The organism is Streptomyces sp. NBC_01294, assembly GCF_035917235.1.
In the GTDB taxonomy this organism is placed as follows: Bacteria; Actinomycetota; Actinomycetes; order Streptomycetales; family Streptomycetaceae; genus Streptomyces; species Streptomyces caledonius.
Window position 1 is genome coordinate 179,706 of sequence record NZ_CP108423.1, and the last position, 22,417, is coordinate 202,122.

Below are 22,417 nucleotides of genomic sequence, written 5' to 3' on the forward strand. Positions count from 1 at the left end.
AGGGTGTTTCGACAGGAGGCGGTCAATGCGGGGCGGAACGGTCGCGGTGGTCGGCGGGAGCATCGCGGGCTGCGCCATCGCCACGGCGGCGGCGCGGGCGGGCGCCGGTGAGGTCGTGGTGCTGGAGCGCACGCGCGGGCGGCTGGAGGACCGGGGCGTCGGCTTGTGCATCCACGACGAACGGGCCGTGGAGCTCGGCGCGAGCGGGCGCCTGCCCGAGGGATCGCGCGCACCCGCTCCGGCGGCGCCGCTGGGTGGTCCGGGACGACACCGACGGGGCCGGCGGAGCCGGTGGTAACGGTGGTGCCGGCGGCAGCGCGGGCGGGCGGGTGATCTGGGAGCAGCCGTTCCCGTTCCACTCCTACCACTGGGGCCTGCTGTGGCGCGGGCTCCGGGCGTCCGTGCCCGACTCGGTGGTCTACCGGCAGGGGGAGACCGTCACCGGCGTCGAAGGGACCGGGACCGCGGGCGCCGAGGTGCGGCTCGCGGGCGGCTCCGTCGAGCGGTACGACCTGGTCGTCGGCGCCGACGGGTACCGGTCGGTGGTGCGCGCGGCGGTCTGCCCGGAGTCCCGGCCGCACTACGCGGGGTACGTGTGCTGGCGCGGGAACCTCGACGCGGCGCGCCTCGCGGAACTCGGCGGCCCGGCGGACTCGGTGCCCGAGGCGGTGACCACGGTCTGCTTCCCGGGCGGCACCTGCGTCGTCTACCGGATCCCCGGGCCGACCGGGCCCCGGGTGAACTGGGTGCTCTACGCCCCGCCGCCGCGTGACGGGCAGCTGCGCTTCGACGACCCCACGAGCTTCCCGCCGGGCGGTCTGACGCCCGAGCTGGCGCGGCACCTCGCCGCGTTGCTCGACCGGGAGTTCCCGCCGTACTGGGGCCGGGCGCTCGCGCTGACGGACCCGGCGGACACCTTCGTCCAGCCCATCTACGACCTGGAGGCCGCGCGCACCGCCGCCGGCCGGCTGCTGCTGGCGGGAGACGCGGCCAGTGTCGTACGCCCGCACAACACGAGCGGCGCCGCGAAGGCCCTCCAGGACGCCACCGCCCTCGCCGACGGGTGGCGCCGCGCCGAGTCCTTCGAGGAGCTGCTGCGCGGCTACGAGGAGACCCGCGGCGCCGCCGGACGGGAACTGGTCGCGCTGGCCCGCCGGCTGGGCCGCGCCCAGGTCGAGCGGACTCCGGCCTGGGCGGGCATGAACGGCAGCGAGATGGAGGCGTGGTGGCGGGGGCAGCTCGCCGGGGCGCCGGGCATCGGGGGCCGTGCCATGACTCCGTAGGCCCGGCCCTGGCGCGCGCGCCACCTCGCGGTGCGGCGCGGCTACCGGTCGACGGTGGTGTTGCTGGTGACCGTGCCGTCCGTGCCGGACACGGTGACCGCGTGCCGGACGCCGTCCGGTCCGAGGACCACGGCCAGCCAGGCGCTGCCGCCGCCTTCCTGCCCGACCACGCGCAGGCTCTCCACCTTCCCGCCCGTCACCGCCGCGGCGGCCTTGTCGGCGGCGTCGCCGATGGCCAGGGACCGGAAGGGGCGCGGGCGCCGCCTTGCGCAGTTCCCCGAGGCCGCCGGGCCCGGCGGGTCCGGCAGGCCCGCCGAGCTTTTCGCGCAGCTTGGGGCCCACCTGACCGGGACGGCCTTCCACCTCGCGGTCGTGGGGCGGCTCGGCAGCCTGCGGACCGCGCTTGAGCCCGCCCTTGCCGCCGGGCTCGGACCAGACGATGTGCGGGCCCCGGTCCGCACGCTGGTGGTGGTCGTGGTGATGGTCCGCCACGGCCACCACCACCGCTCCGCCGCCCACGACCACCACGGCCGCGCCGGCCGCCACCCAGCGGGCGCGCTTGCCGCGGGGTACCAGGCGGCCCAGGACCGCGCGCTTGCGGGCTCCGGCCTCGGGGGCGTACTCGGGCTGCTCGGCCGGCCGGGACAGAATCAGACATACAGGCACTCCTCAGGACAACCGGGCGTTGTACCCGGCTCGTTGCAGAGCATGCTGACCGGAACCTGAAGCCCCGCTGAAGCCACCTGAAGACCTCTTCAGCCGACCGCGGAGCGGTCCTGAGATCCTGTTCGACATGCGCGTACTGGTGGTGGAGGACGAACGGCGGCTGGCCGTGGCCCTGCAGCGAGGGCTGCAGTCGGAGGGCTTCTCGGTGGACGTGGCCCTCGACGGGCCCCAGGGCCTGTGGATGGCCACCGAGCACGACTACGACCTGATCGTGCTCGACATCATGCTGCCCGGCCTGAACGGCTACCGGGTCTGCGCGAAGCTGCGCGCGGCCGGCAACGAGTCGGGGATCCTGATGCTCACGGCGAAGGACGGCGAGTACGACGAGGCGGAGGCCCTGGACACCGGCGCCGACGACTTCCTGTCCAAGCCGTTCTCCTACCTCGTCCTGGTCGCCCGGCTGCGCGCGCTCGGACGGCGTACGGGCCGTCGGCGCCCCCAGGTGATGCAGTTCGGTGACCTGCTGCTCGACCCCGCCCGGCACTCCTGCTCCCGGGGCGGTACGGAGATCCGGCTGACGGCACGGGAGTTCGCGGTCCTGGAGTATCTGGCCCGGCGCTCCGGCGAGGTGGTGCCCAAGCGGGACATCCTGGAGCAGGTGTGGGACAGCGCCTTCGACGGCGATCCCAACGTCGTCGAGGTCCACGTCAGCGCCGTGCGCCGCAAGATCGACGCACCGTTCGGCCGCGCCGCGCTGGAGACCGTACGCGGCGCCGGGTACCGGCTGGCGGCCGACGGTGGCTGAGCGCACCCGCCTCCACCGCCGCGTCGGCGCCGCCCTGGGCGTGCTCGGCGGCGCGGCCCTGAACCGGTGGCCGGCGCTGCGCCGGATGTGGCCCACCACCGTGCGGGCGCGGGCCACCGTGGGCGCCAGCGTGGTGGTGGCCGCGGCCCTCGCCGTCGCCTCGTTCGCCCTGCTCGGGCTGCTGGAGGCCAATCTGCTCCGCAACGCGGAGAACGACGCCCGGCGGCAGGCCGAGACCGTGGCCCAGCTCGCCGCCACCGGGAAGCTGGGACGCGCCCGTCTGCCGGCCCGCGGGGTCGAGTTCGTCCAGGTGGTGAGCGCCGACGGGCGCATCCTGTTCGCCAGCCCGAACCTGCCCGGAGTGCCGGCCCTTCCGCCGGCCGGCCCCGGCGGGCCGGGGACCCGCTTCCACACCTGGAACGTCCGCCCGCTCGACGGCGAGCACCGTCAGCGGGTCGTCCAGGTCATCACGGACACCCCGGACGGCCTGGCCACCGTCTATGCCGGTGCCTCGCTGCGGGAGGTGGACGCGGCCGACGACACCACCACCGCCGCCCTCGTCATCGGCATGCCGCTGCTGCTGGCCACCGTCGCGCTGGTGACCTGGCGGGTCACCGGCCACGCGCTGCGGCCGGTGGAGGCGATCCGCGCCGAGGTCGCCGCGATCTCCGACCGCGACCTGCACCGCCGGGTGCCGGTGCCGGCCACCCACGACGAGGTCGCCCGCCTGGCCGAGACCATGAACGCCACCCTGGACCGGCTGGAGGCGTCCGGCATCCGCCAGCGGCAGTTCATCGCCGACGCCTCCCACGAGCTGCGCAGCCCCATCACCGTCCTGCGCACGCAGCTGGAGGTCGCCCTGGCCGTCCGGGACCCCGAACTGTGGCCCGAGCTGATCGGCGGGGCCCTCGAGGACATCGAACGGCTTCAGCACCTCGCCGCCGACCTGCTGCTGCTCGCCCGCATCGACGCGGCCCAGCCGGCGAGGGCCGAGCCGCTGGACCTGACCGTCCTGGTGCGCGAAGTGGTGGACAGCCGCCTCGGCGACCGGGTCCCCGTGGAGGTGAGGCTCGAACCGGGTGTGGAGGTGACCGCGAACGCGCTGTGGCTCGGCCGCGTCGTCACCAACCTCGTCGACAACGCCCAGCGCTACGCCGATCGGCGCGTGGACGTCACGCTGCGCACCAGGAGCGGTAGCGGTAGCGGTCCACGGGCGCAGGTCGCCGTGCTGGAGGTCGTCGACGACGGTCCCGGCGTCCCCGCGGCCGACCGGGAGCGGATCTTCGAGCGCTTCACCCGCCTCGACGACTCGCGCAGCCGTGACCACGGCGGAGCCGGGCTGGGCCTCGCCATCGCGCGTGACCTGAGCGCCCACCACGGCGGCACGCTGACGGCCGAGGACTCCGCGCGGGGCGCCCGGCTGGTGCTCCGACTGCCGACGACGCATCGGCCCTGACCGCGGTGGGGCGGCCCTGCCTAGGGGTTGGTGTCGAGCGGCCGGAGGAAGCGGCGCTCGTATCGCTTGATGCAGCGGGTGCGGCGGGCGAGTTCGAACGCGGCCTGGCATTCCGGATCGGACATGCTGTCCGTGCGGTACTGCTCGTAGGCGGCGAAGCTGGGGAAGGAGAAGAGGGCGTAGGCGATGTCGCTGTCGCCCTCGCTCGGCAGGAAGTAGCCGTGATGGGTCCCGCCGAAGCCGTTGACGAGCTTGACCCAGAGCCGACCGTACTCCTCGAAGTCCTCGAGCCTGTCGGGGTCGATCTCGTACTTCAGATGAATGGTGATCGGCAGGCATCATGCCGTGCGCCGGCTCGGCCCCGCGGCGATCTTCACTTCTCGTCGAAGAGGATGTCCTCGGCTGGGTGGGTCATCCGCAGGGTCCGGCTGTTGGTGATCTCGACCACCTTGTGCAGGCCGGTGATGAGCTCGCCGTCCGGCAGGATGCGGAACGTGTCCGCGGCCCCTGCCAGGAAGGCGGGGAAGCAGTCCAGTGACGCGTTCGCGGGGGCGGAGTCCAGATAGTCCTTCAGCCGGCGGAACAGCTTGGGTAGGATCACCACACCGTCCGCGTCCGTGATCGAGGAGATGTCCTCGATCTTCGCACCCTTGACGGTCACGTCGTCGGACCACAGCCCCTTGGGAGGTGTGGCCCCCCGCGCCGCCAGGGCAGCGGCCTTGAGGACTTCGCGCAGGTGGGCGGGCAGACCCGTGTAGAAGGCCGGGTAGGCCAGCCCGATCGAGACCAGGTGGTGGTTGACGGTCCGCTTCAGCATCTCCTCGTCGACGTCGATCTCGTAGCCGCCGTATGCGGGCGGGGTGCGGCGGCCGACCAGGGCCACGCAGCGGCCGTAGGCGTCGGCGCCACGGGTGAGGAGGAAGCCGGGAACGCTGTCGGGCATGGTGGTGACGCACTCGTCCGGGTGCCGGTCGATGCTGGTGAAACCGAGCCAGGTCAGCATCGCGTCGGCGGCCCTGTGCGCGAACTTCAGCGGTTGGTGCCGCACCGGTCCGTAACTGCCGTTGCTGTAGTGGGTCTCCAGCGCGTCGATGCCCTCCAGGCGCACGCTCGCACGACCGTCCGCCTTGGGCACGATCTGGCTGCGCCCCGGCACGAGCTTCCAGTCCTCCACGTCGTCGGGGATGAACGGGATGGTGTCGCCGTCCGGCTTGGCACCGCCGTTCACCCGGAACGACCCTCTGATCAGCAACATGGACATGGCGGCTCCCGCGAACGTCGAGGGCGATCACTTTGCGTAGCAGTTCGTCACTCAGGGTACATGTCGGGGTGGGTTCGTGGGCGAACGCTGGACGCAGACGGTGACGGGAGCGGCGGCCGACGGTTCGCGGTGGCGCGAGCCCGTGGCTCGGCCCCGTGGCTCGGCCCCGGAAAATCCGGTGACGGCGGCCAACCTGCTTCTCTAGGGACTCGCCGTGCGCGCTGCCGACAGGGCACCGCGCACCTCATGCCGAGTGAAGAGAAGGGGAGCCGCGCCATGTGCACGTACCGCACCGCCGCCTTCGCTCCCCCGTCCCGGTACGACGTGATCCCGGTGTCTCGCAGCGCGCGGTGCCGGCTGCGCGGCCGTCTCCGATGCGCCGCGACGCACCTTTAGGTTCCGTCCGCTTCCCGCTGCTCCCCGTAGCCCCTGCCCGGACCTCTTCCGGGCAGGGCGGCGATGTCGCCGCGGCTGCCGCGGGACCGAAGCTGCCGTCCTGGAATCGCGCTGCCCTTTCTCTCCTCACTCGAAAGGCCTGGGCCATGCGCGCCAACCGGCGACCCTTCACGACCACTTCCCCTCCGCCGTCCGCAATCTGGGCATCCTCGCCCACGTCGACGCCGGCAAGACCACGATCACCGAGCGCATCCTGTTCGCGACCGGCGCCATCCACAAGCGGGGCGAGGTGCACAACGGCACGACCGTCACCGACTTCGACGCCCAGGAACGCGACCGCGGCATCACCTCCTCGCCGCGGCCGAGCTGCACTGGGGCGGTCACCGCGTCAATCTGATCGACACCCCGGGTCACGTCGACTTCTCCGACGAGGTCGAGCGCTCCCTGCGGGTGCTGGACGGGGCGGTCGCGGTGTTCGACGCCGTCGCCGGCGTCGAACCGCAGAGCGAGACGGTGTGGCGGCAGGCCGACCGGCACGGTGTGCCGCGGATCGCGTTCGTCAACAAGCTGGACCGGGCGGGCGCCGACCTCGACACGGCGGTCGCGTCGATCCGCGAGCAGCTGGGCGCCGTCCTCGGTGGTTCAGCTGCCCATCGGGGCGGAGGACTCGTTCACCGGCGTCGTCGACCTGCTGGGCATGCGCGCGCTGCACTGGCACGCCGACACCGGCACCTACGAGGAGGGGCCGGTCCCCGAACCGCTGCGCGAAGAGGCGCAGCGTCGGCGCCGGCTCCTGGAGGAGACGGTGGCGGAGCTGCACGCCGACGCCCTGGAGGAGTTCTGCGCGACGTCGGCGCTGGCCGAGGAGAGCCTGACCCGCGCCCTGCGGGAGCTGACCCTGCGCGGGGACGGCGTCGTGGTGCTCTGCGGCTCGGCGTACCGCAACGCGCGGGATCGAGCCGTTGCCGGACGCGGTCTCGGCGAGCTACCGTCGCCGCCGACATGCCGCCCTGCAGGGCATGGCCGACGGCGCGGAGCAGGAGCGCGCTCCCGATCCGGCGGGGCTGTTCGCGGCCCTCGCCTTCAAGGTGACGGCGACGGCGACCGGGCGGCTCACCTACCTGCGGGTCTACGCGGGCACCCCGCGCAGGGCGCGACGGGTACTGGACGCGGCCACGGGCCGCGAGCGGGTCGGCCGGATCCCGGGTCCAGGCCGACCGGCACGAGAACGGGAGGAGGCGGTGGCCGGTGACATCGTCGCCGTGGTCGGGCTGAAGGCGGCCGGGCGGGCACGACCCTGTGCGCGCCGGGGCGCCGCTGGTCCTCGAACCGCCCTCGGTGGCCGAACCGGTGGTGTCGGTCGGTCGAGGCCCGTCGCAGCGTCGACACCGGCCGGCTCTCGTCGGCGCTGGCGCGGCTCGCGGAGGAGGACCCCTCGCTGGTGGTGCGGTCCGACGCGGAAACCGGCCAGACCGTGCTGTCGGGGATGGGCGAACTGCATCTGGAGGTCGCGGTGGAGAAGATCCGCAGCGGCCACGGGGTGGAGGTCGTCGTCGGCCGGCCGCAGGTCTCCTACCGGGAGACCGTCGTGCGCGGGGTGAGCGGCCTGGTCTACCGGCACGTCAAACAGGACGGTGGCGCGGGCCAGTTCGCGCACGTCGTCCTCGACGTCGAACCGGTGGAGGAGGCGTCCTTCGCGTTCCGCTCGACGGTCGTCGGCGGCCGCGTGCCGCAGGAGTACGCGCGCGCCGTCGAGGCCGGCTGCCGGGACGCCCTCGCCGAGGGACCGCTCGGCGGGTTCCCGGTGACGGGGCTGCGGGTCACGCTCACCGACGGGGCGACCCACTCCAAGGACTCCTCGGAGATGGCGTTCCGGGCGGCGGGCCGGTTCGCGCTGCGCGAGGCCCTGCGCCAAGTGCGCCGTCGAGCTCCTGGAGCCGGTCGTGGAGGTCACCGTGACCGTCCCGGAGGACGGCGTCGGGGGCGTCCTGGGTGATCTCGCGGCCCGTCGCGGCCGGGTCTCCGGGTCCACGTCCGAGGGCGGGACCGCGGTGATCACGGCGGTCGTGCCGCTGGCCGAGCTGTTCGGCTACGCGTCCCGGCTGCGCGGCCGGACCCAGGGCCGGGGCACGTTCACCACCCGGCCGGCCGGTCTGGCGCCGGTACCGGCCTCGGTCGCGGGTGCCCTGCCGGCCCGGTGACCCCGCGGCGCGCGCCGCGCCGTACCGGGCCTGCCCCGTCCCCGACTTCGGGGGCGGGGCGGGCCCGCCCCGCCGCTGGTCCGCAGCCGGTCGCGCTAGGCTGCGGATCCCGGGGTATCCGCAGACAGGCAAGGTGAACATGTTCGAGTCGGTGCAGGAGAATCCCTACCCTGACAGCCACGTCCTCGGTGAGGGCCCCGAACCGCACCCCCTGCTGGGGCCCGTGCTGCCGCTGCTGGGGCGCTGGCACGGGCGGGGGCAAGGCGAGTACCCGACGTTGGAGAAGGACTTCCGGTACGAGCAGGAGATCACCTTCAGCCACGACGGGCGCCCCTTCCTGCGGTACGAGGCGCGCGCGTGGCTGATCGACGACTCCGGGACCCCGGTGCGGCCGGCGGGGCGCGAGGCCGGGTGGTGGCGGGTGACGCCCGAGGCCTCCCTGGAGGTCGTGCTGGCCCACCCCACCGGCATCGTCGAGACGTACGTCGGTCACGCGTCCGGTGCGGAGATCGAGATCGAGACCAAGGACGTGGCGCTGACCCCGCTGGCCAAGGAGGTCACCGGCACGCGGCGTCGCTACACCGTCCGGGACGGGAGATGACGGTCGTTCACGACATGGCCGCGGTGGGGCAGCCCCTGCAGCACCACCTCACGACGCACCTGCGTCTGCGTCCCTGAACCGTCGTCGCCCGTCCGCCCCGGTGGCTTCCCTCCTCGGCTGCGCTCCCCCGGCCGCGGTGGTCGTCGTACGCGTCCTCATCGGCCGGGATCACCCAGGTGCCCGGCACGGGCTGCGGGTGCCCGGGGCGCCGTCATCGCATAGTCGAGACGGGCCCGCGACGGCGGCGCCGGCGGAGGGAGTGGTGGTTGTGGTGGTGGGACGACGTACCGCCTTGGCGGCGCTGCTGGCCGCGGGGCTCGTACCCTGCTCCGGCGCGGCCGCCGCCCCGCGGCGCACGGCACGGGCGTCCGCCGGCAGCGGCGCTCACGCGGGGCCTCGCCCGCCGGCCTCGCTGCTCGGCAACGAGATCCGCCGGCTGCCGACGTCCCGCAGGGTCGTGGCGCTCACCTTCAACGCCGCCTGGGACGAGGCCGGGATCGACACCGTGCTGACCGAACTGCGGCGGCGCAGGCTGCCCGCCACCTTCTTCCCGACCGGCGACTTCGCCGACGCCCACCCGGCGGCGGTGCGCGCCATCGGCGCGGCGCACGGCCTCGGCAACCACTCCTACAGCCATCCCCACTTCGCGGCGAACTCAGCACCGCGGAGCGCGCGGACGAAGTGCGCCGCGCCGACGCGGCGATCCGGAAGGCGTCCGGGGCCGAGCCCCTGCCGTTCTTCCGTTTCCCCTACAGCTCCACCACCCGGCAGTCCGTCGCCGACGTCAACGACCTGGGCTACGCGGCGATCGAGTTCACCGCCGACACCAACGGCTACCTCGGCCCCCGGGGCGGCATGAGCGTGGAGAAGGCGGTCAAGCGGGCCGTCGACGCCTTCACCCCCGGCGCGATCATCCAGATGCACGTCGGCAGTTCCGGCGACGGCGTCGTCCTCGACGCCGACGCCCTCCCGCTGATCATCGACGCGGCGCAGGCCGACGGCTACGAGATCATCGACCTGCGCGGCTTCCTCACGGAGGAAGCCTGATAGGCCTGGGCGGCCTCGATGGTCAGACCTGCCCCGATCTCTGCCGCTGCCGTGGCGGGCCGGTCGCGGTCGGCGTCATGAGTCGGTCCGCCACCTTCGACAGCCGGAACCCCGCGATCTGTGAGGTCGCGAGGAGACGAGCACCAGGACCACGAAGAACTGGTCGTTGATCAGCTCTGCCTGACGGGTGACGCCGGCCAGGACGATGCCGATCGTGCCCCGGGCGTTGAGCGCGACCGCGAGGGACGAGGAGAACACCCGGTCCTCCCCGGCCAGGCGGGCCGCCGCCCAGATGCTGACCATCTTGACGCCGCAGGCGAGCGCCAGGAACCACAGGAAGAACAGCGGGTCGAAGCGCGCACCAGATCCAGGCGCATGCCGACCAGGACGAAGAAGACGGGGATGAAGAACGCCATCGAGAACTGGCGGATGGCGGACCAGACCGCCGGTTCCCGTCCGGCCTCGCGGGACGCCTCGTTCTCGGCCGCCTGATCGCCGCGGGCGGCGCAGACGCCCGCCATCAGCGCGCCGAACACCGCGTTGATGCCGAGGCCCAGGCACAGCAGCACCATGGCGCACAAGAAGATCAGCCGGAAGGCCACCGGGCTCTGGCGGGCGACGATGTTGGCCCGGTGGCCGGCCAGCCGGTGGAAGAGCCGGGCGCCCCAGGTCAGGCTCGCGGCGCAAGCAACAGCAGGCTGACGACGGTGAAGTGGGCGGCCGTCGGCGACTGACCGCGGTGGGTGCGCGATCACGTCCACAAGAGGCCGGCCGGGCTGCTGGTGCCGGTGCGGGCGAGGCCGACGACCACGGCGAGGACGACGTAGAGGATGACGTCCTCGATCACGGCGACCATCAGGACGATCCGGCCGAAGGCGGTGTCCATGATCTTCAGGTCCATCATGATCCGGGAGATGACCGGAATGGCCGCGACCGCCATCGCGAGTCCCACGACGAGGGCCGTCGTCACCGTGGAGCCCGCCGGACCGGAGAACGCGCCGGGGACCAGTACCGCGATGCCCGCGCGGCCGCGAAGGGCACCACGAGTCCCGCCGCGGCCACGATCGCCCCGGTACGGCGTTCCCGGCCGCCCGCCCGGATGCGCAGCTCCGCTCCGGCCAGGAACATCAGCAGCAGCTGGCCCAGTTGATAGATCGCGTCCAGGGCGCTGGTCACCGCGCCGGAGGCGGGGAACAGGGCCGCCCTGGCCTCGGGGGCGACGAGACCGAGGAGCGAGGGGCCCAGCAGGATGCCGCCGACCACCTCGCCGATGACCGGTGGTTGGCGCACGGCGCCGAAGAGGAAGCCGCATCCGTGGGCGGCGGCGCAGATCACGGCGAGCGCCGCCAGCAGCCGGATCGTTTCGCCCGCCGTCATGTCGTTGCGGGTGGGGCGGACGAACGGACGGGTGGACGGGACGGACGGACGGGCGGGACGGGCGGGACGGACAGGGCGGACGGGACGGGCGTGGTGCACGTGGTGGACATCGTTCTCCTCGTTTCCGTCGCGGGCGGGGCCGGTCGTACTCAGGGCCGCCACCCGTGACACGTCGGCGAAGGGGAGCGCTGTTCAGTCGACTGCTCAACGATGGTGCGACAAGGGCCGGTTCGGCGCGGCCACCATTGAATACCGTCCGCCGTGCCCGGGGTGAAAAATCCCGGTGCGTATCGGGCCCGCCGACCCCACCGGGACTTCGTCGAGGTCCTCCCGAGGAGGCGCTGACCCGCGCGCCCGTCGAGGGAACGCCCACCATGGAGGTCAACAGCGTGGCGGGTCCCGATGGGCAACCGAGCGCGCCCCATCACCGACCGCAACCGCCTTCTACCGGCACCTCAGAGGAAGCGGGTCCAGGCCCAGGCGGTGCCTGCGGGAAGTGGCGATGTCCATTCGATCCTCCAACTCGTTGGATTCCAGGCTCGTTGCACTGGTCGGTTATCGTCCGTCTCTGAACCGACGGATCAGAACACGGGGATGTGACGGGTGAGCGGGAAAGGCGTTCTGGCGCAGCACTTCGAGGAGCACCGTCCCCACCTGCGGGCGTGCGGCCTGCTGGATGCTGGGCTCGCCTGAAGCGAGGCGGAGGACGCCGTACAGGAGGCCTGGCTCAAGCTGAGCCGCTCCGACGCGTCCGCGGTGGAGAACCTGGGCGGCTGGCTGACCACCGTGGTCGGCCGGGTGTGTCTGGACATGCTGCGCTCGCGCACCACGCGGCGCGAGGATCCGCTGCACGACCAGGACGGGCAGGTCCGGGTTCCCGATCCGATCGTCAGCCGCGCGGAGGGGCTCGACCCCGAACAGGAAATGCTCCTGGCCGACTCGGTCGGCATCGCCCTGATGGTCGTCCTGGAGACCCTCGCCCCCGCCGAGCGCCTGGCCTTCGTACTCCACGACCTGTTCGCCGTGCCTTTCGACGAGATCGCCCCCGTCCTCGGGCGCACCGCCGCCACGACCCGGCGAGCTCGCCAGCCGCGCCCGTCGCCGCGTCCAGGGTGCGGCTCCGCGCCGGAGCCCGACCGGGCCCGCCTGCGCGAGGTCGTCGACGCCTTCCTCGCCGCCTCGCGCGGCGGGGACTTCGACGCCCTCGTCGCCGTCCTCGACCCCGAGGTCGTGGCCCGCTCCGACGGCGGGACGCTGCGCCCCACCCTCGTGCGCCGCGGCGCGGCGGATGTCGCCTCCCAGGCGATCACCTTCGCCCGGTTCGCCGAGGCCGCGCGTCCGGTGCTGGTCAACGGGACGCCGGGAGCGGTCTCGATGGCGGAGGGCCGGGCGCTGTCGGTCATGGCGTTCACGGTCCGGGAGGGCAGGATCACCGCGCTCGACATCCTCACGGACCCGGAGCGCCTCGCGTACCTCGAACTGGGCATGGTGCTCGACGACTGAACCTGTGGTTCTTCCGTCCAGGCTTTCGCACCGCCCGGCCGGCCGGGCCCGCTCGCGTCGTCGTCCTCGTGGCGGTGCACCTGGTCGATCAGGCGGTGCAACAGGCCGCGTGCGGCGGCGATGTCGGCCTCGGGGATGTCCGCGGTCACCGTTCGGTGGATCGCGTCGGCGCGGGTCGTGATCCGCTGGAGCGTGGCACGGCCCAGCGGCGTGAGGGCCAGGAGCGGTGACCCGCGGTGGTCCGGGTTGGGCTGGAAGTCGGCCAAGGCCTCGCGGACGAGGTCGTTGGCGACGCGCTGGTCCCCCTGACGGGCGATCCCGAGGCGGCGGGCGGCCCGCGCGACGGTCAGCGGCTCCTCCGCGACGCTCTGGAGCGGGCGTCCGCCGTCCGGCTGAAGGTCGGTGGCTCCCTGCCTCGCCGAGACGCTGCGCCGGGCCGGCGTCAGCCACTGCCGGATGGCCGTGCCCTCCAACGCCATGCTCTACCTCACCGGCGCGGGGCCGGTCGCCGTCCAGGGCGAACCGCTGTGCACCGGCATGGTCAACGTCGCCCCCTTCGACCGCGAAGCCCTCGTGGCCGCGCTGCGGCGCGACCAGGCCGGGGAGACCACGTTCCCGGAGTTCGTCCAGGGCTGCTGGGAGGCCGGTGTCGTCTGGTACGACGTCGACCTGAACGCACGGACCTGCTCCTACTACGGAGCCGACGGCGCCGGCTACACCGAGGCCTACCCCGCCGTCGACATCTGACCGGGCGACAAACGCGGCGACCGCGGCCGGCATGCCCACCGCGCCCGCGCCTCGACCTACTCGATCGCTCCGCGCCGATGATCTTGCTAGATTGGCCCGATGTCTGAGTTGCGAACCGAACGTCTTGTGCTCCGCGGATGGCGCGAGTCCGATCTCGAACCCTGGGCCGCGCTGAACGCCGACCCCGAGGTCCGCGAGTACTTTCCCGGCGTGCTCACGCGGGAGCAGAGCGAGGCGTCCGCGGCTCGCTTCCAGGCCGACATCGACCAGCGGGGCTGGGGTTGGTGGGCAGTCGAGGTGGCGGCCACCGGTGAGTTCATCGGGTTCGCCGGGCTGGACCCGGTGGATGAGGACATGCCGTTCACGGGAGTGGAGGCCGGCTGGCGCCTGGCCCGCTCGGCCTGGGGGCACGGCTTCGCCACCGAAGCCGCCCTGGCCGCTGTGGCCTTCGGGTTCGAGACCCTCGCCCTGCCGGAGATCCTTGCGGTGACGACGGCCACCAACGTCCGCTCGCAGGCGGTGATGCGCCGCATCGGCATGACGCACGACCCGGCCGCAGACTTCGACGACCTCAGCGTGCCCGACGGACCACTGCGCGCGAACGTCGTGTACCGAATCCCGAGCGGGGTCCAGCGGCCCGTCACACGGTAGGGCCGACCAACCGCCGAGCGCGCGAGTCGCGATCCCGCCCCCCGAAGGGCCGGACCGGCACCGGGACATCGACTCTGCGGCGACGGTCGTGACCGTGCAGGAAAAGGTGCCGTGCCGCCTGCGGCAGGGTGACACCATGCGGCGTCATGACGCATGACAGCACCAGCACCTTCCTGGCGGGCCAGACGGGACTCATCGTCCGGATCCCGGAAGCAGAACCGGCCGTCCGCGCGTGGCGCGAACGGCTCGCCCCCTCAGCCCGAGCCGGCATTCCGGCACATGTCACCGTGCTCTTCCCGTTCCTCGACGAGAGCCGAATAGATGCGCTCGTCCACGCAGCCCTCGCGGACGTACTGAGCAGCCACCAGGCCTTCGACCTGCGGTTCGAGACGTGCGGGCGATTCCCGGAAGTGCTGTACCTCGCCCCCGAGCCGGACACGCCCTTGCGGCGGCTCACCGAGGCGATCGCGGCTCGTTGGCCCGAGGCTCCGCCGTACGGCGGCCGGTTCACCGAGGTCGTGCCGCACCTGACCATCGCTCAAGGTCAGGAAGACGCCGCCCTGCAGGACATCGAGGCCGAACTGATCAACCAGCTCCCGCTCACGTCTCACGTGGCGTCGGTCGAGCTCCTGGTGCACGACGGCTCCAAGTGGCACGTACGGGCGTCGTTCGCACTCGGAGGATGAGCAGACCTCAACCCCCGTACCACCACGGCCGGACCCGCCCGTCCGGCAGGAACTCCTGTGCGCCCCGCGAGGATCCGCGGCGGTGCGAGGCCGTGCGCACGAGGGGTTCCCTCACCGGTCGTGACGGAGGGAATTCGGCAGGTAGTAATTAGGTGAATTCCTGACTGAATTCCCGTCAATAAGCCCGCCCTCCATATCTCGATTTGATAACAACCCACCCGGAAAGGCCTGGACCATTGGGGCGCGACGCGCGTAACTCGCCTTTATTTATTGAGAGTTGAGTGTTCGTCAAATCAGACCGACAGGTAACGGAATGATTTCTCGCAGCACGCTCCCCTTTGTCCGAATTCTCCGCGGCATTCGTCTGGCAGGCTTCCGCGCACCCAGTCATCCGACAACGATTTGAGGTGCCCATGACAGGACGTCGTAGACGGCCTACCGCCGCCGACCACCGCCGCAAACCCCGGCGGTTGATACTCATCACCGCCGCCACGGCAACGGCGGCGGTGATCGCCGCAGGCATCGCCTACTCCGGGCTCGGCGACGGCGCCCAGGCGGTGGCGCCCGTCCAGGCCGCGGAGGCCGCCGCACCGGCCTCCGCACCCGCCCGGGACCATGAGCCGGAACCGATCGCGGCCGCACCCGCCAACGAGGGCGCGCGCGGCATGGTTTACGACGGTCTCGAAGCCGCACCGAAGGGCGACCGGTGCGTCGGCGTGTACCGCACCGACACCGGCCTGTGCACCCACGGACCCGACGCCCCGCCCAAGGGCGTGGACATCACGAAGGAGGTCGCGCCCGCCGTCAAGGAGACGGCTCCGGCGGCCGATCCGGCCCGCCCCGCGGCCGAGGACCCGGCCACCAAGGAAGGCGGCGGGCGTCCTCAGGACGCGCCCGCCGCGGACGCCGCCGCCACCAAGGCCACCGCACCCGAGCCGGCGGCCTCGTCCGCCGGCCAGAGCGTCGCCGCGGGTCCTGCGGGCCAGACCGTCCAGTGCGAAGGCGACGGCAGCACCGGCAATCGCGTGCAGGTCGTGTACGTCCACGCCCCCGGCAAGGACCGCTACTCCGAGTACGTCGCCTCGTTCCGCAAGTGGGCGGCCGACGCCGACCTCATCTACTCGGCGAGCGCCCAGGAGACCGGCGGAGTACGCCACATCCGCTACGTGACGGCCGCCGACTGCACCCCCACCGTGCTCAACATCGAGCTCCCGGCCTCGGCACTGGGCGAGTTCAGCGCGACCAACAACGCGCTCGCCGCCAAGGGCCTCGACCGTCGCGACCGCAAGTACATGATCTTCGCCGACTCCCAGGTCTACTGCGGCATCGGCACCTTCGCGGGCGACGAGCGTCCCGGCCAGGCCAACCAGAGCAACTTCGGCCCGTCCTACGGCCGTACGGACTCCGGCTGCTGGGGCGGCCACACCGCCGCGCACGAGCTCGGCCACAACCTGGGCGCGGTCAACAACAGCGCCCCGAACACCAGCCGCGGCGCCCACTGCACGGACGAGTGGGACGTCATGTGCTACTCGGACACGCCCTACTACCCGCAGATGCGCAACATCTGCACCAACCAGGCGTCCGAGAACATCCTGGACTGCAACCACGACGACTACTTCCACACCAGTCCCAAGGCCGGAAGCTACCTGGCCACGCACTGGAACATCGCGGACAACCAGTTCCTGATGCGTACGAAGGGCGGTGGCGGAACCGACCCGGGTCCGAACCCCAACCCGACGCCCACGCCGACCAAGAAGCCCACGCCGACCCCGACGAAGAAGCCCACCGGCGGCCCGGCCGCGACGGCCGGCGACATCCGGCCGGACTCCGTCGTGGTGAGCTGGCCCAAGGTCGAGGGCGCCGCCTGGTACCAGGTCATGCTGAACGGCAAGCACCTGACGTGGGTCCAGTCCCAGGTGCTGCGCATTTACAACCTCCAGCCCAACACCTCGTACACGGTCACCGTCTCCGTCCGCGACGGCTCCGGCCGTGACAGCGGACCCGGCAAGGCCGCGTCCTTCCGTACGACGGGGGCGGGCGGCGGCGCGACCACGCCGGGCGCCCGGTACGTGCTCGGCAACGGCAGCACCGGCATGGCCGCCGAGCTGTGGGGCGGCCGCACCGCCGACGGCACGGTCCTCGTCGGGGGCCGCACCAACGGGTACGCGCAGCAGCAGTGGTACTTCGACGACGCCGGCAACGGCCAGGTCCGCATCCGGTCCGCGGTCTCCGGCAAGTGCCTGCAGCCCGGCGGCACGCCCGCCGCGGGCATGTGGGTCGCCCAGCAGCCCTGCAACAACGGCAACGGGGCGCAGGCCTGGCGGCTGACGTCCCGCGGTGGCACGGTGACGGTCACGGACCCGGGCGGCGGCTTCGCCCTCACCGTGAGCAACCGCCCCTACTACGGGAACTGGCTGCTCGACCTCCAGCGTGCGGACGGCCGCGCGGCGCAGGCCTGGTCCCTCCAGAAGACCGGCTGAGCACAGCCGCGACTCCGCTGAATCACCGGCTCACCAACTCGCTGACGCCCCGGCGTCGTGACGCCGTGAACCCGCCCCGCCCCGGCGGACGGCCGCCCCACGCGGCCGTCCGCCGGTCCCCTCATCTCGACCGGAGCACCCCGACGATGCGCATACGAATCGCTCTCTCGGCCGCCTTGACCGCACTCGGCCTCATGTTCCTGACCCCCGCCACGGCCCACGCCCACGGCGACACCTTGAAGGTGGTGGTGACCGGGCAGCGGGAGGGCCGTGTCACCGCCGACATCACCTGGGAGAACGACGGGGACGCCATCGACGAGACCGTCGCCGCCACTGTGAACGCGGTCAGCGTGGACGGCACCCGCACCCTGGGGCCCTGGCGCCTGATCCGCGACCCCGCTGCGGCCCCGGCCGGCTGGACCACGGCCGAGGCCCTGCCGCCGGGTACCTGGAAGGTCAGCGTCGACGTCGGGTTCCCGGCCCTGGGACACGGCGAACTCGAAGTCGGCGTACCCGTGGTGGACCCGGCCCCGGGCACCGGTACCGGCACCCCGGCCGCTTCCGCCCCGGCTCCCGTCGCGCCGTCCGCCACGCCGCCGTCGTCTTCCGCCTCGGCTTCCGCCGCGTCCGCCACGGCTTCGTCGCCGAAGCAGGGACCGGCCGCCGAGACCGAGGGGCAGGCCGTCTGGTGGACCACGGCGGGTGTGGCGGTGACGGCCCTGGCCGGAGCAGCCGTCGGGCTCCTGTTGCGCCGCCGCCGGACGCGCCTCGGACGGCTCGGGTAGCAGGAAGCAGAAGGCAGAAGGCAGAAGGCAGGTGTAACGGTCGATGGGGCGGCCGGGGCCGACGGCTACGCCGTGGCGTCCCGGCCCGCGGCCGTCACGGCCTCGACGAAGTGCTTCAGCCCCTGCGGGTTGATCCGCAGGAACAGGTTCGGCTCGATGAGCTCCAGTTCCATGACCACCGGTTCCCTGGCCCCGTCCAGTGCCAGGTCCACCCGGGCGAACAACAGGTCGCCCGGGGGCGGAACCGCGGCCAGCGCCGCCCGCGCCGTACGGAGTTCCGCCTCGGAGGGCTCGTAGGGGGCTGCCCCGGGGTGCGGCACCCGGAAGTTGTCGATCAGCCCCGCCTCGGTCAGCAGGGGCTGCTTGCGGATCGCGTGGCTGAACTCCCCGGCGAAGAACACCAGGGCGCGCTCCCCCTCTTCCACGAGGGGCAGATACGGCTGGACCATCGCGGTGCGGCCCTGGTCCAGCAGCATCCGGGCATGGCGCAGGGCGTCCGCCCCGTGGCCGGGCTCGTAGCGAGCGGTGTCACGCGCGCCCGAGGAGACCGCGGGCTTGACCACCACTCCGTGCGCCGCGTCGAAGTCCTCTTCGTCGCAGTGTCCGCCCGGTTCGACGAACCGCGTCGGCACGACGGGGACTCCGCGTTCGGCGAGTTCCAGCAGATAGCGCTTGTCGCTGTTCCAGCGCACGAGCGGGGCCGGGTTCCACAGCCGCGTGACCCGGGCCGTCGCGTCGGCCCATGCCAGGAACTCGCCCAGGCGTCCCGCGTAGTCCCAGGTCGACCGGATGACCGCCAGATCGAACCGCTCGCACGCCTGCGGGCCCGCGCCCCAGGCCACCGCCTCCGCGGACAGGCCCGCCGCGCGCAGCCCCGAGGATCAGCGGGAGGTCCGCGTCCTCGTCGGCACCGGTGTCGCTCGTCACGACCGCGATCCTTGCCGCACCCATCCGACTCTCCCGTCGTCGTCACGTCCAGGGCCGCTCCGTGCGGCCGGACCCCCGGCGCACTCTTCCACACGCCCCGCGCGGCGCCCCGCGGTGGTGCCCGCGGTGGCGGACTGCGCTGACGGCATGCGGTGATGGCCTGCGGTGACGGGCCTCCGGCGGGTGGGAACCCCGAGCACCGGATCATGCGTCGTACCGGGCAACGTCGTGCTCATGGCTGCGGGACGGGAAACCGGTCCGAGGCGGACGGCGGACGGCGGACGGCGGACGGGCGGGGCATTGGCGGAGCGGGCGAGCAGCGGCGGGCGTCGCACCGGCCTGTCGCAACGGGGCAGGGACGCGCGAAGCAGGAACGCACGAGGCGGGGACGCACGAAGCCGGTCTCGCTGGGCGCGCGGGCGCGTTCCCGCGTCGCTCGCCGCCCTGACCGCCGGCCTGCTGGCGTTCCACTCCGCCGTGCCCAATGCCGTGGGCCGGCTGGGCAGTCTGCTGGAGGCCTTCCTGCCCTGGCTCGGCCTGGCGGTTCCGGTCCTGCTCGTCTGGGCACTCGTACACCGCTCGGCCACCGCGCTGGTGGCCCTGCTGCTGCCCGCGGCCGCGTGGGCCCACCTCTTCGGCGGGCTCCTCCTCCCCGCGGACCGCGGCGCACACGACATCACGGCGCTCCAGCACAACGTCGGCGACGAGAACCCCGATCCCGCGGCACCGCGAACGCCCTGATCGCGTCCGCACCGGATCTGATCGCCCTGGAGGAGCTGACGCCCGCGGCCCTGCCGGCCTACCGGGCGGCCCTGGCAGCGGAGTACCCCCATCACGCGGTCGAGGGCACGGTCGGGCTCTGGTCGAAGTACCCGCTGACGGGCGTCCGGCGCCTGGACATCAAACCGGCGGGGATCGGGGAGGGCTGGAGCCGCGGCCTGCGGACCGGCGTGCGCACGCCACGGGGCGAGATCGCCGTGTACGTCGCCCACCTGCCCTCGGTCCGCATCCGGGCGAGCGGCTTCGCTTCCGGCCTGCGCGACGAGAGCGCACGGCTGCTGGGCGCGGCCATCGCCGCGGAGGAGCTGGAACGGGTGGTGCTGCTGGGCGATCTCAACAGCACGGTGGACGACCGGGGCCTCGCCCCGGTCACCTCGCAGCTGCAGGCGCCCCGGCGGGGACTCGCCTTCAGCTGGCGGCGGCGGTCCCGGTGTCCGGATCGACCAGATCCTGACCCGCTCGGCCACCGCCGCCGAGGTCTGGACCCTGCCCGCCACCGGCAGCGATCACCTGCCGATCGCCGCCCGCATCACGCTCGGCGCGTCATAGCCGGATCACGATCTTCCCGCGTACGTGGCCCTCTCTCAGGTAGCGGATGGCATCGGGTACCTCGGCCAGCGGGTAGGTCCGGTCGACGACGGGGGTCACCGAGCCGGCCTCGATGAGTTCCGTGAGGACCTGGAGCTCGCTGTGGTGGTGCTCCATGGCGGCGAGTGCGCGAAGGCGGTGGCCGACGAACGGCGACATCAGGAGCACGCCCAACTGCCGCTCGTTGCCGCCGATCCACCGGCCGCCGCCTTCCCCGCCGACGATGACGAGGGTCCCGCGGGCGGTCACGCGCGGCGGAGCCGCGAGACGGGTCGGTTGCCCGCGATGTCGAGGATGAGGTCGTAGCGACGGCTGCCGTCGGTGGGGTCCGTGTGCGCGTAGTCGAGGACCTCGTCGGCACCGATGGAGCGGACCAGGTCCGCCTTGGCGCCGCTGCAGACCCCGGGTGACGCGCCCCGCAGCGCCTTGGCCAGCTGCAGGGCGAAGGTGCCCACACCTGGCCGCGCCCCTGGCCGAGGACGCGCTGGCCTCGACCCGTCCGCTGTCGCGCAGGGCCTTCAGGGCGGTGCACGCGGAAACGGGCACGGCCGCGGCTTCCGCGAAGCCGATGTTGCGCGGCTTCGGCGCGAGCGCGTCCTCCTTGGCACACGCGTACTCGGCGAACGAGCCGTCGCAGCTGCCGTACACCTCGTCGCCCGGCTGGAAGCGCGTGACGTCCGGGCCGACGGCCTCCACCTGCCCCGCGACGTCCATGCCGCGCACGCGCACCTTGGGCGCCCGCAGCCCGAACCCCATGGCGCGCAGTGCGTACGGCATGCCCGCCATCAGGTGCCAGACGCCCTGGTCGGCCTTGCCGGCCCGCGTGGACCCGCAACGAGCACCTCCGCGGCCCGGCACGGGCCGGTCCGGCTCCTCGAGCCGCAGGACCGCGGGCGGTCCGTAGGTGTCCTGGACGATGGCCTTCATCATGCGTCGTCTCCCTCTGCCTCGGTCACGGAGTACTGGAACACTGCGTCGAGCGGTACCGCGAACACACGGGCGATCTGGAACGCCTTCTCCAGGGAGGGCGAATACCGGCCCTGTTCGATGGCGATGACGGTCTGACGGGTCACTCCGATGCGGCGGGCGAGTTCGGCCTCGCGTCATCTCGCCGTTGGCTGAAGCGCGGGGCGGATCGAGGACTGGTGACGCGCGGGCCTCACCACGGCTGGAAAGCCCAGCCGGTAGGCGACGATCTTCGCTGCGGACCCGAGCAGCGCGGACAGGACGAACGCCAGGTAGATGGCGTTGGCGATCCAGAACTGGTCCACCTCGGCCATCGCCAGGACGAGCCCGGCCACGCCGCCGATCACGACGAACGACTGGCCGATGTACTCACCGAAGTGGTGGATCTCCCGGTCGCGCTGGTCCTGGTCTTCTCCTCCTCGGGCGAGAGGAGGGCCACCGTGATGTGCAGCGCGATCGAGGCGACGATCGCCGCGCCGACCGTCCAGCAGCGCGGACACGTACGGCTCCCTGGGCCGAGGGGCCCGTCCCGGGACCGCCCTGGTACGACGATCAGGTACGCCGCGTACGGCGGCGACCGTGACCACGATCATGATCCACGCGCGTTTCTCCTCCTCGACCGCCACCGCCACTCCCGCATGCAAAGGAAACCCGACGCCCGCAGTGTCAAGCAAGCAGGACATGGTGTCAATGTCTTTGCCGCCGCTCGGCCGAGGTCGGTGCGCGCGAAGGGGCGGGGTGTGCAGACGGTGGAGGGTGGTGCGCACGGCGGCGCGCCGAGCGCACTACGGGAAGGAGAGGGGGTGCGGAGGCGGGGGGCGTGTCAGCGGCCCGGGGCGAGGAACCTCGTCCGGGGAGCTCCGGGCCCGCTGTTGCGCACGCTGTTGACCGCGGTCGACACCGCGCGGACGTCCAGCCGGCCGCCCGCAGGGAGCCGCGAAGCAGGGCGCGCAGCTCGTGCGGGTCCTGGTGGGACGGGTCGAGCCAGGACCTCGTAGTCGGCCGGGGCCAGGGCGAGCGGCGTGCGAGGGGTGGACGCGGGCGGGCCGCGTCGGTGGCCTCGGTGGTGATGATGGTGCAGGTCGCCCGCCACGCCGCCGGATCGGCAGTCGTCCGGCGAGCGGCGGGGTCGCGCCAGAACCTCCGTACGGCCCCGCCATCGCCATCACCTCGCCGTCCTCGGGGCGGATGTGGCACTGGCCGCCTGTACT

25 protein-coding genes and 5 pseudogenes are annotated in these 22,417 nt (G+C 72.9%); 16 read left to right on the forward strand and 14 right to left on the reverse strand.

Annotated features, from left to right (window positions below; all coding sequences use genetic code 11):
- Positions 1-25: 25 nt before the first annotated feature.
- Positions 26-298 (forward strand): hypothetical protein, encoded by a 273-nt coding sequence (locus tag OG534_RS00980; protein ID WP_326586152.1) that lies wholly within the window; start codon positions 26-28, stop codon positions 296-298.
- Complete coding sequence (locus tag OG534_RS00985) at positions 255-1,283, forward strand: FAD-dependent monooxygenase (RefSeq protein ID WP_326586153.1); 1,029 nt, start codon at positions 255-257, stop codon at positions 1,281-1,283. The genes OG534_RS00980 and OG534_RS00985 overlap by 44 nt, the downstream gene beginning before the upstream one ends.
- Positions 1,284-1,324: 41 nt before the next feature.
- Here OG534_RS00985 and OG534_RS00990 read toward each other — a convergent pair whose 3' ends face one another.
- Complete coding sequence (locus OG534_RS00990; protein ID WP_326586154.1) at positions 1,325-1,483, reverse strand: hypothetical protein; 159 nt, start codon at positions 1,481-1,483, stop codon at positions 1,325-1,327.
- A gap of 31 nt (positions 1,484-1,514) precedes the next feature.
- Here OG534_RS00990 and OG534_RS00995 point away from each other — a divergent pair, with 31 nt between their 5' ends.
- The 3 genes from OG534_RS00995 (at position 1,515) to OG534_RS01005 (ending at position 4,210) form a co-directional block, all read left to right on the forward strand.
- Positions 1,515-2,009 (forward strand): hypothetical protein, encoded by a 495-nt coding sequence (locus OG534_RS00995; RefSeq protein ID WP_326586155.1) that lies wholly within the window; start codon positions 1,515-1,517, stop codon positions 2,007-2,009.
- A 67-nt stretch (positions 2,010-2,076) separates the two neighbouring features.
- A complete protein-coding gene (locus tag OG534_RS01000; RefSeq protein ID WP_326586156.1) occupies positions 2,077-2,754 on the forward strand; it encodes a response regulator transcription factor in 678 nt (225 codons plus the stop codon).
- A gap of 76 nt (positions 2,755-2,830) precedes the next feature.
- Positions 2,831-4,210 (forward strand): sensor histidine kinase, encoded by a 1,380-nt coding sequence (locus tag OG534_RS01005; protein ID WP_442807202.1) that lies wholly within the window; start codon positions 2,831-2,833, stop codon positions 4,208-4,210.
- Between the two features lie 20 nt (positions 4,211-4,230).
- On the opposite strand, the gene OG534_RS01010 is transcribed toward OG534_RS01005, so the two are convergent.
- Positions 4,231-4,539, reverse strand: a complete 309-nt coding sequence (locus OG534_RS01010; protein ID WP_326593411.1) for an NIPSNAP family protein — start codon at positions 4,537-4,539, stop codon at positions 4,231-4,233.
- Positions 4,540-4,583: 44 nt separating this feature from the next.
- Entirely contained in the window at positions 4,584-5,471 is an 888-nt protein-coding gene (locus OG534_RS01015) for a nuclease (protein WP_326586158.1), read from the reverse strand.
- Positions 5,472-6,006: 535 nt separating this feature from the next.
- Here OG534_RS01015 and fusA point away from each other — a divergent pair.
- Positions 6,007-8,068: pseudogene (gene fusA / locus OG534_RS01020) on the forward strand (elongation factor G).
- 139 nt (positions 8,069-8,207) lie between these two features.
- Positions 8,208-8,669, forward strand: a complete 462-nt coding sequence (locus tag OG534_RS01025; protein ID WP_326586159.1) for an FABP family protein — start codon at positions 8,208-8,210, stop codon at positions 8,667-8,669.
- A 384-nt stretch (positions 8,670-9,053) separates the two neighbouring features.
- Here OG534_RS01025 and OG534_RS38580 read toward each other — a convergent pair whose 3' ends face one another.
- The gene (locus OG534_RS38580) at positions 9,054-9,266 is read right to left on the reverse strand and encodes a hypothetical protein (protein WP_442807270.1); all 213 of its coding nucleotides are present in this window, start codon (positions 9,264-9,266) and stop codon (positions 9,054-9,056) included.
- Here OG534_RS38580 and OG534_RS38585 point away from each other — a divergent pair.
- Together OG534_RS38585 and OG534_RS38590 are read left to right on the forward strand one after the other, a co-directional pair.
- Positions 9,166-9,528 carry a polysaccharide deacetylase family protein gene (locus tag OG534_RS38585; RefSeq protein WP_442807203.1) on the forward strand — a complete coding sequence of 121 codons (363 nt, stop codon included), beginning with the start codon at positions 9,166-9,168 and terminating at the stop codon, positions 9,526-9,528. The genes OG534_RS38580 and OG534_RS38585 overlap by 101 nt on opposite strands.
- A complete protein-coding gene (locus OG534_RS38590) occupies positions 9,525-9,716 on the forward strand; it encodes a hypothetical protein (RefSeq protein ID WP_442807018.1) in 192 nt (63 codons plus the stop codon). Before OG534_RS38585 ends, OG534_RS38590 begins: the two co-directional genes overlap by 4 nt.
- A gap of 75 nt (positions 9,717-9,791) precedes the next feature.
- On the opposite strand, the gene OG534_RS01040 is transcribed toward OG534_RS38590, so the two are convergent.
- The 4 genes and pseudogenes from OG534_RS01040 to OG534_RS01050 form a co-directional block, all read right to left on the reverse strand.
- The gene (locus OG534_RS01040; RefSeq protein ID WP_326586161.1) at positions 9,792-10,019 is read right to left on the reverse strand and encodes a hypothetical protein; all 228 of its coding nucleotides are present in this window, start codon (positions 10,017-10,019) and stop codon (positions 9,792-9,794) included.
- 119 nt (positions 10,020-10,138) lie between these two features.
- Positions 10,139-10,477: pseudogene (locus OG534_RS38595) on the reverse strand (hypothetical protein); the annotation flags it as partial.
- Positions 10,468-10,686: a cation:proton antiporter domain-containing protein gene (locus tag OG534_RS01045; protein ID WP_326586162.1), complete on the reverse strand. Its 219-nt coding sequence runs from the start codon at positions 10,684-10,686 to the stop codon at positions 10,468-10,470. The pseudogene OG534_RS38595 and the gene OG534_RS01045, both read right to left, overlap by 10 nt.
- Entirely contained in the window at positions 10,683-11,264 is a 582-nt protein-coding gene (locus OG534_RS01050) for a cation:proton antiporter domain-containing protein (RefSeq protein ID WP_326586163.1), read from the reverse strand. Before OG534_RS01050 ends, OG534_RS01045 begins: the two co-directional genes overlap by 4 nt.
- A gap of 432 nt (positions 11,265-11,696) precedes the next feature.
- Here OG534_RS01050 and OG534_RS01055 point away from each other — a divergent pair.
- From OG534_RS01055 to OG534_RS01080, 6 genes and pseudogenes are all read left to right on the forward strand, one after another.
- Positions 11,697-12,596 (forward strand): annotated as a pseudogene (locus OG534_RS01055) (sigma-70 family RNA polymerase sigma factor).
- A 402-nt stretch (positions 12,597-12,998) separates the two neighbouring features.
- Positions 12,999-13,343, forward strand: coding sequence for a DUF1398 family protein (locus OG534_RS01060; RefSeq protein WP_326586164.1), 345 nt, complete (start codon positions 12,999-13,001; stop codon positions 13,341-13,343).
- 99 nt (positions 13,344-13,442) lie between these two features.
- Complete coding sequence (locus OG534_RS01065) at positions 13,443-13,994, forward strand: GNAT family N-acetyltransferase (RefSeq protein ID WP_326586165.1); 552 nt, start codon at positions 13,443-13,445, stop codon at positions 13,992-13,994.
- Between the two features lie 146 nt (positions 13,995-14,140).
- Positions 14,141-14,680 carry a 2'-5' RNA ligase family protein gene (locus OG534_RS01070; RefSeq protein ID WP_326586166.1) on the forward strand — a complete coding sequence of 180 codons (540 nt, stop codon included), beginning with the start codon at positions 14,141-14,143 and terminating at the stop codon, positions 14,678-14,680.
- A gap of 470 nt (positions 14,681-15,150) precedes the next feature.
- On the forward strand, positions 15,151-17,160 hold the full coding sequence (locus OG534_RS01075) for an RICIN domain-containing protein (protein WP_326586167.1): 2,010 nt from the start codon (positions 15,151-15,153) through the stop codon (positions 17,158-17,160).
- A gap of 146 nt (positions 17,161-17,306) precedes the next feature.
- Positions 17,307-17,945, forward strand: coding sequence for a hypothetical protein (locus tag OG534_RS01080; RefSeq protein WP_326586168.1), 639 nt, complete (start codon positions 17,307-17,309; stop codon positions 17,943-17,945).
- 65 nt (positions 17,946-18,010) lie between these two features.
- Here OG534_RS01080 and OG534_RS01085 read toward each other — a convergent pair whose 3' ends face one another.
- A complete protein-coding gene (locus tag OG534_RS01085; protein ID WP_326586169.1) occupies positions 18,011-18,787 on the reverse strand; it encodes an ATP-grasp domain-containing protein in 777 nt (258 codons plus the stop codon).
- A gap of 319 nt (positions 18,788-19,106) precedes the next feature.
- On the opposite strand from OG534_RS01085, the pseudogene OG534_RS01090 reads away from it, so the two are divergent.
- Positions 19,107-20,201 (forward strand): annotated as a pseudogene (locus OG534_RS01090) (endonuclease/exonuclease/phosphatase family protein).
- Here OG534_RS01090 and OG534_RS01095 read toward each other — a convergent pair.
- The 5 genes and pseudogenes from OG534_RS01095 to OG534_RS01110 form a co-directional block, all read right to left on the reverse strand.
- Positions 20,196-20,489 carry a zinc-binding dehydrogenase gene (locus tag OG534_RS01095; RefSeq protein WP_326586170.1) on the reverse strand — a complete coding sequence of 98 codons (294 nt, stop codon included), beginning with the start codon at positions 20,487-20,489 and terminating at the stop codon, positions 20,196-20,198. The pseudogene OG534_RS01090 and the gene OG534_RS01095 overlap by 6 nt on opposite strands.
- Positions 20,486-20,695, reverse strand: coding sequence for a hypothetical protein (locus OG534_RS01100; protein WP_326586171.1), 210 nt, complete (start codon positions 20,693-20,695; stop codon positions 20,486-20,488). The genes OG534_RS01095 and OG534_RS01100 overlap by 4 nt, the downstream gene beginning before the upstream one ends.
- 133 nt (positions 20,696-20,828) lie before the next feature.
- Positions 20,829-21,170 (reverse strand): annotated as a pseudogene (locus OG534_RS38600) (alcohol dehydrogenase catalytic domain-containing protein); the annotation flags it as partial.
- On the reverse strand, positions 21,167-21,313 hold the full coding sequence (locus tag OG534_RS01105; RefSeq protein ID WP_442807019.1) for a helix-turn-helix transcriptional regulator: 147 nt from the start codon (positions 21,311-21,313) through the stop codon (positions 21,167-21,169). The pseudogene OG534_RS38600 and the gene OG534_RS01105, both read right to left, overlap by 4 nt.
- Before the next feature lie 30 nt (positions 21,314-21,343).
- Entirely contained in the window at positions 21,344-21,706 is a 363-nt protein-coding gene (locus OG534_RS01110) for a hypothetical protein (protein WP_326586172.1), read from the reverse strand.
- Positions 21,707-22,417: the final 711 nt, after the last annotated feature.

Coding starts and splice junctions, on each gene's coding strand:
- OG534_RS00980 (WP_326586152.1), top strand. CDS start 26: ATGCGGGGCGGAACGGTCGCGGTGGTCGGCGGGAGCATCGCGGGCTGC.
- OG534_RS00995 (WP_326586155.1), top strand. CDS start 1,515: ATGGCCAGGGACCGGAAGGGGCGCGGGCGCCGCCTTGCGCAGTTCCCC.
- OG534_RS01000 (WP_326586156.1), top strand. CDS start 2,077: ATGCGCGTACTGGTGGTGGAGGACGAACGGCGGCTGGCCGTGGCCCTG.
- OG534_RS01015 (WP_326586158.1), bottom strand. CDS start 5,471: ATGTCCATGTTGCTGATCAGAGGGTCGTTCCGGGTGAACGGCGGTGCC.
- OG534_RS01025 (WP_326586159.1), top strand. CDS start 8,208: ATGTTCGAGTCGGTGCAGGAGAATCCCTACCCTGACAGCCACGTCCTC.
- OG534_RS38580 (WP_442807270.1), bottom strand. CDS start 9,266: ATGGCGCGCACCGCCGCCGGGTGGGCGTCGGCGAAGTCGCCGGTCGGG.
- OG534_RS38590 (WP_442807018.1), top strand. CDS start 9,525: ATGAGCGTGGAGAAGGCGGTCAAGCGGGCCGTCGACGCCTTCACCCCC.
- OG534_RS01040 (WP_326586161.1), bottom strand. CDS start 10,019: ATGGTCAGCATCTGGGCGGCGGCCCGCCTGGCCGGGGAGGACCGGGTG.
- OG534_RS01065 (WP_326586165.1), top strand. CDS start 13,443: ATGTCTGAGTTGCGAACCGAACGTCTTGTGCTCCGCGGATGGCGCGAG.
- OG534_RS01070 (WP_326586166.1), top strand. CDS start 14,141: ATGACGCATGACAGCACCAGCACCTTCCTGGCGGGCCAGACGGGACTC.
- OG534_RS01080 (WP_326586168.1), top strand. CDS start 17,307: ATGCGCATACGAATCGCTCTCTCGGCCGCCTTGACCGCACTCGGCCTC.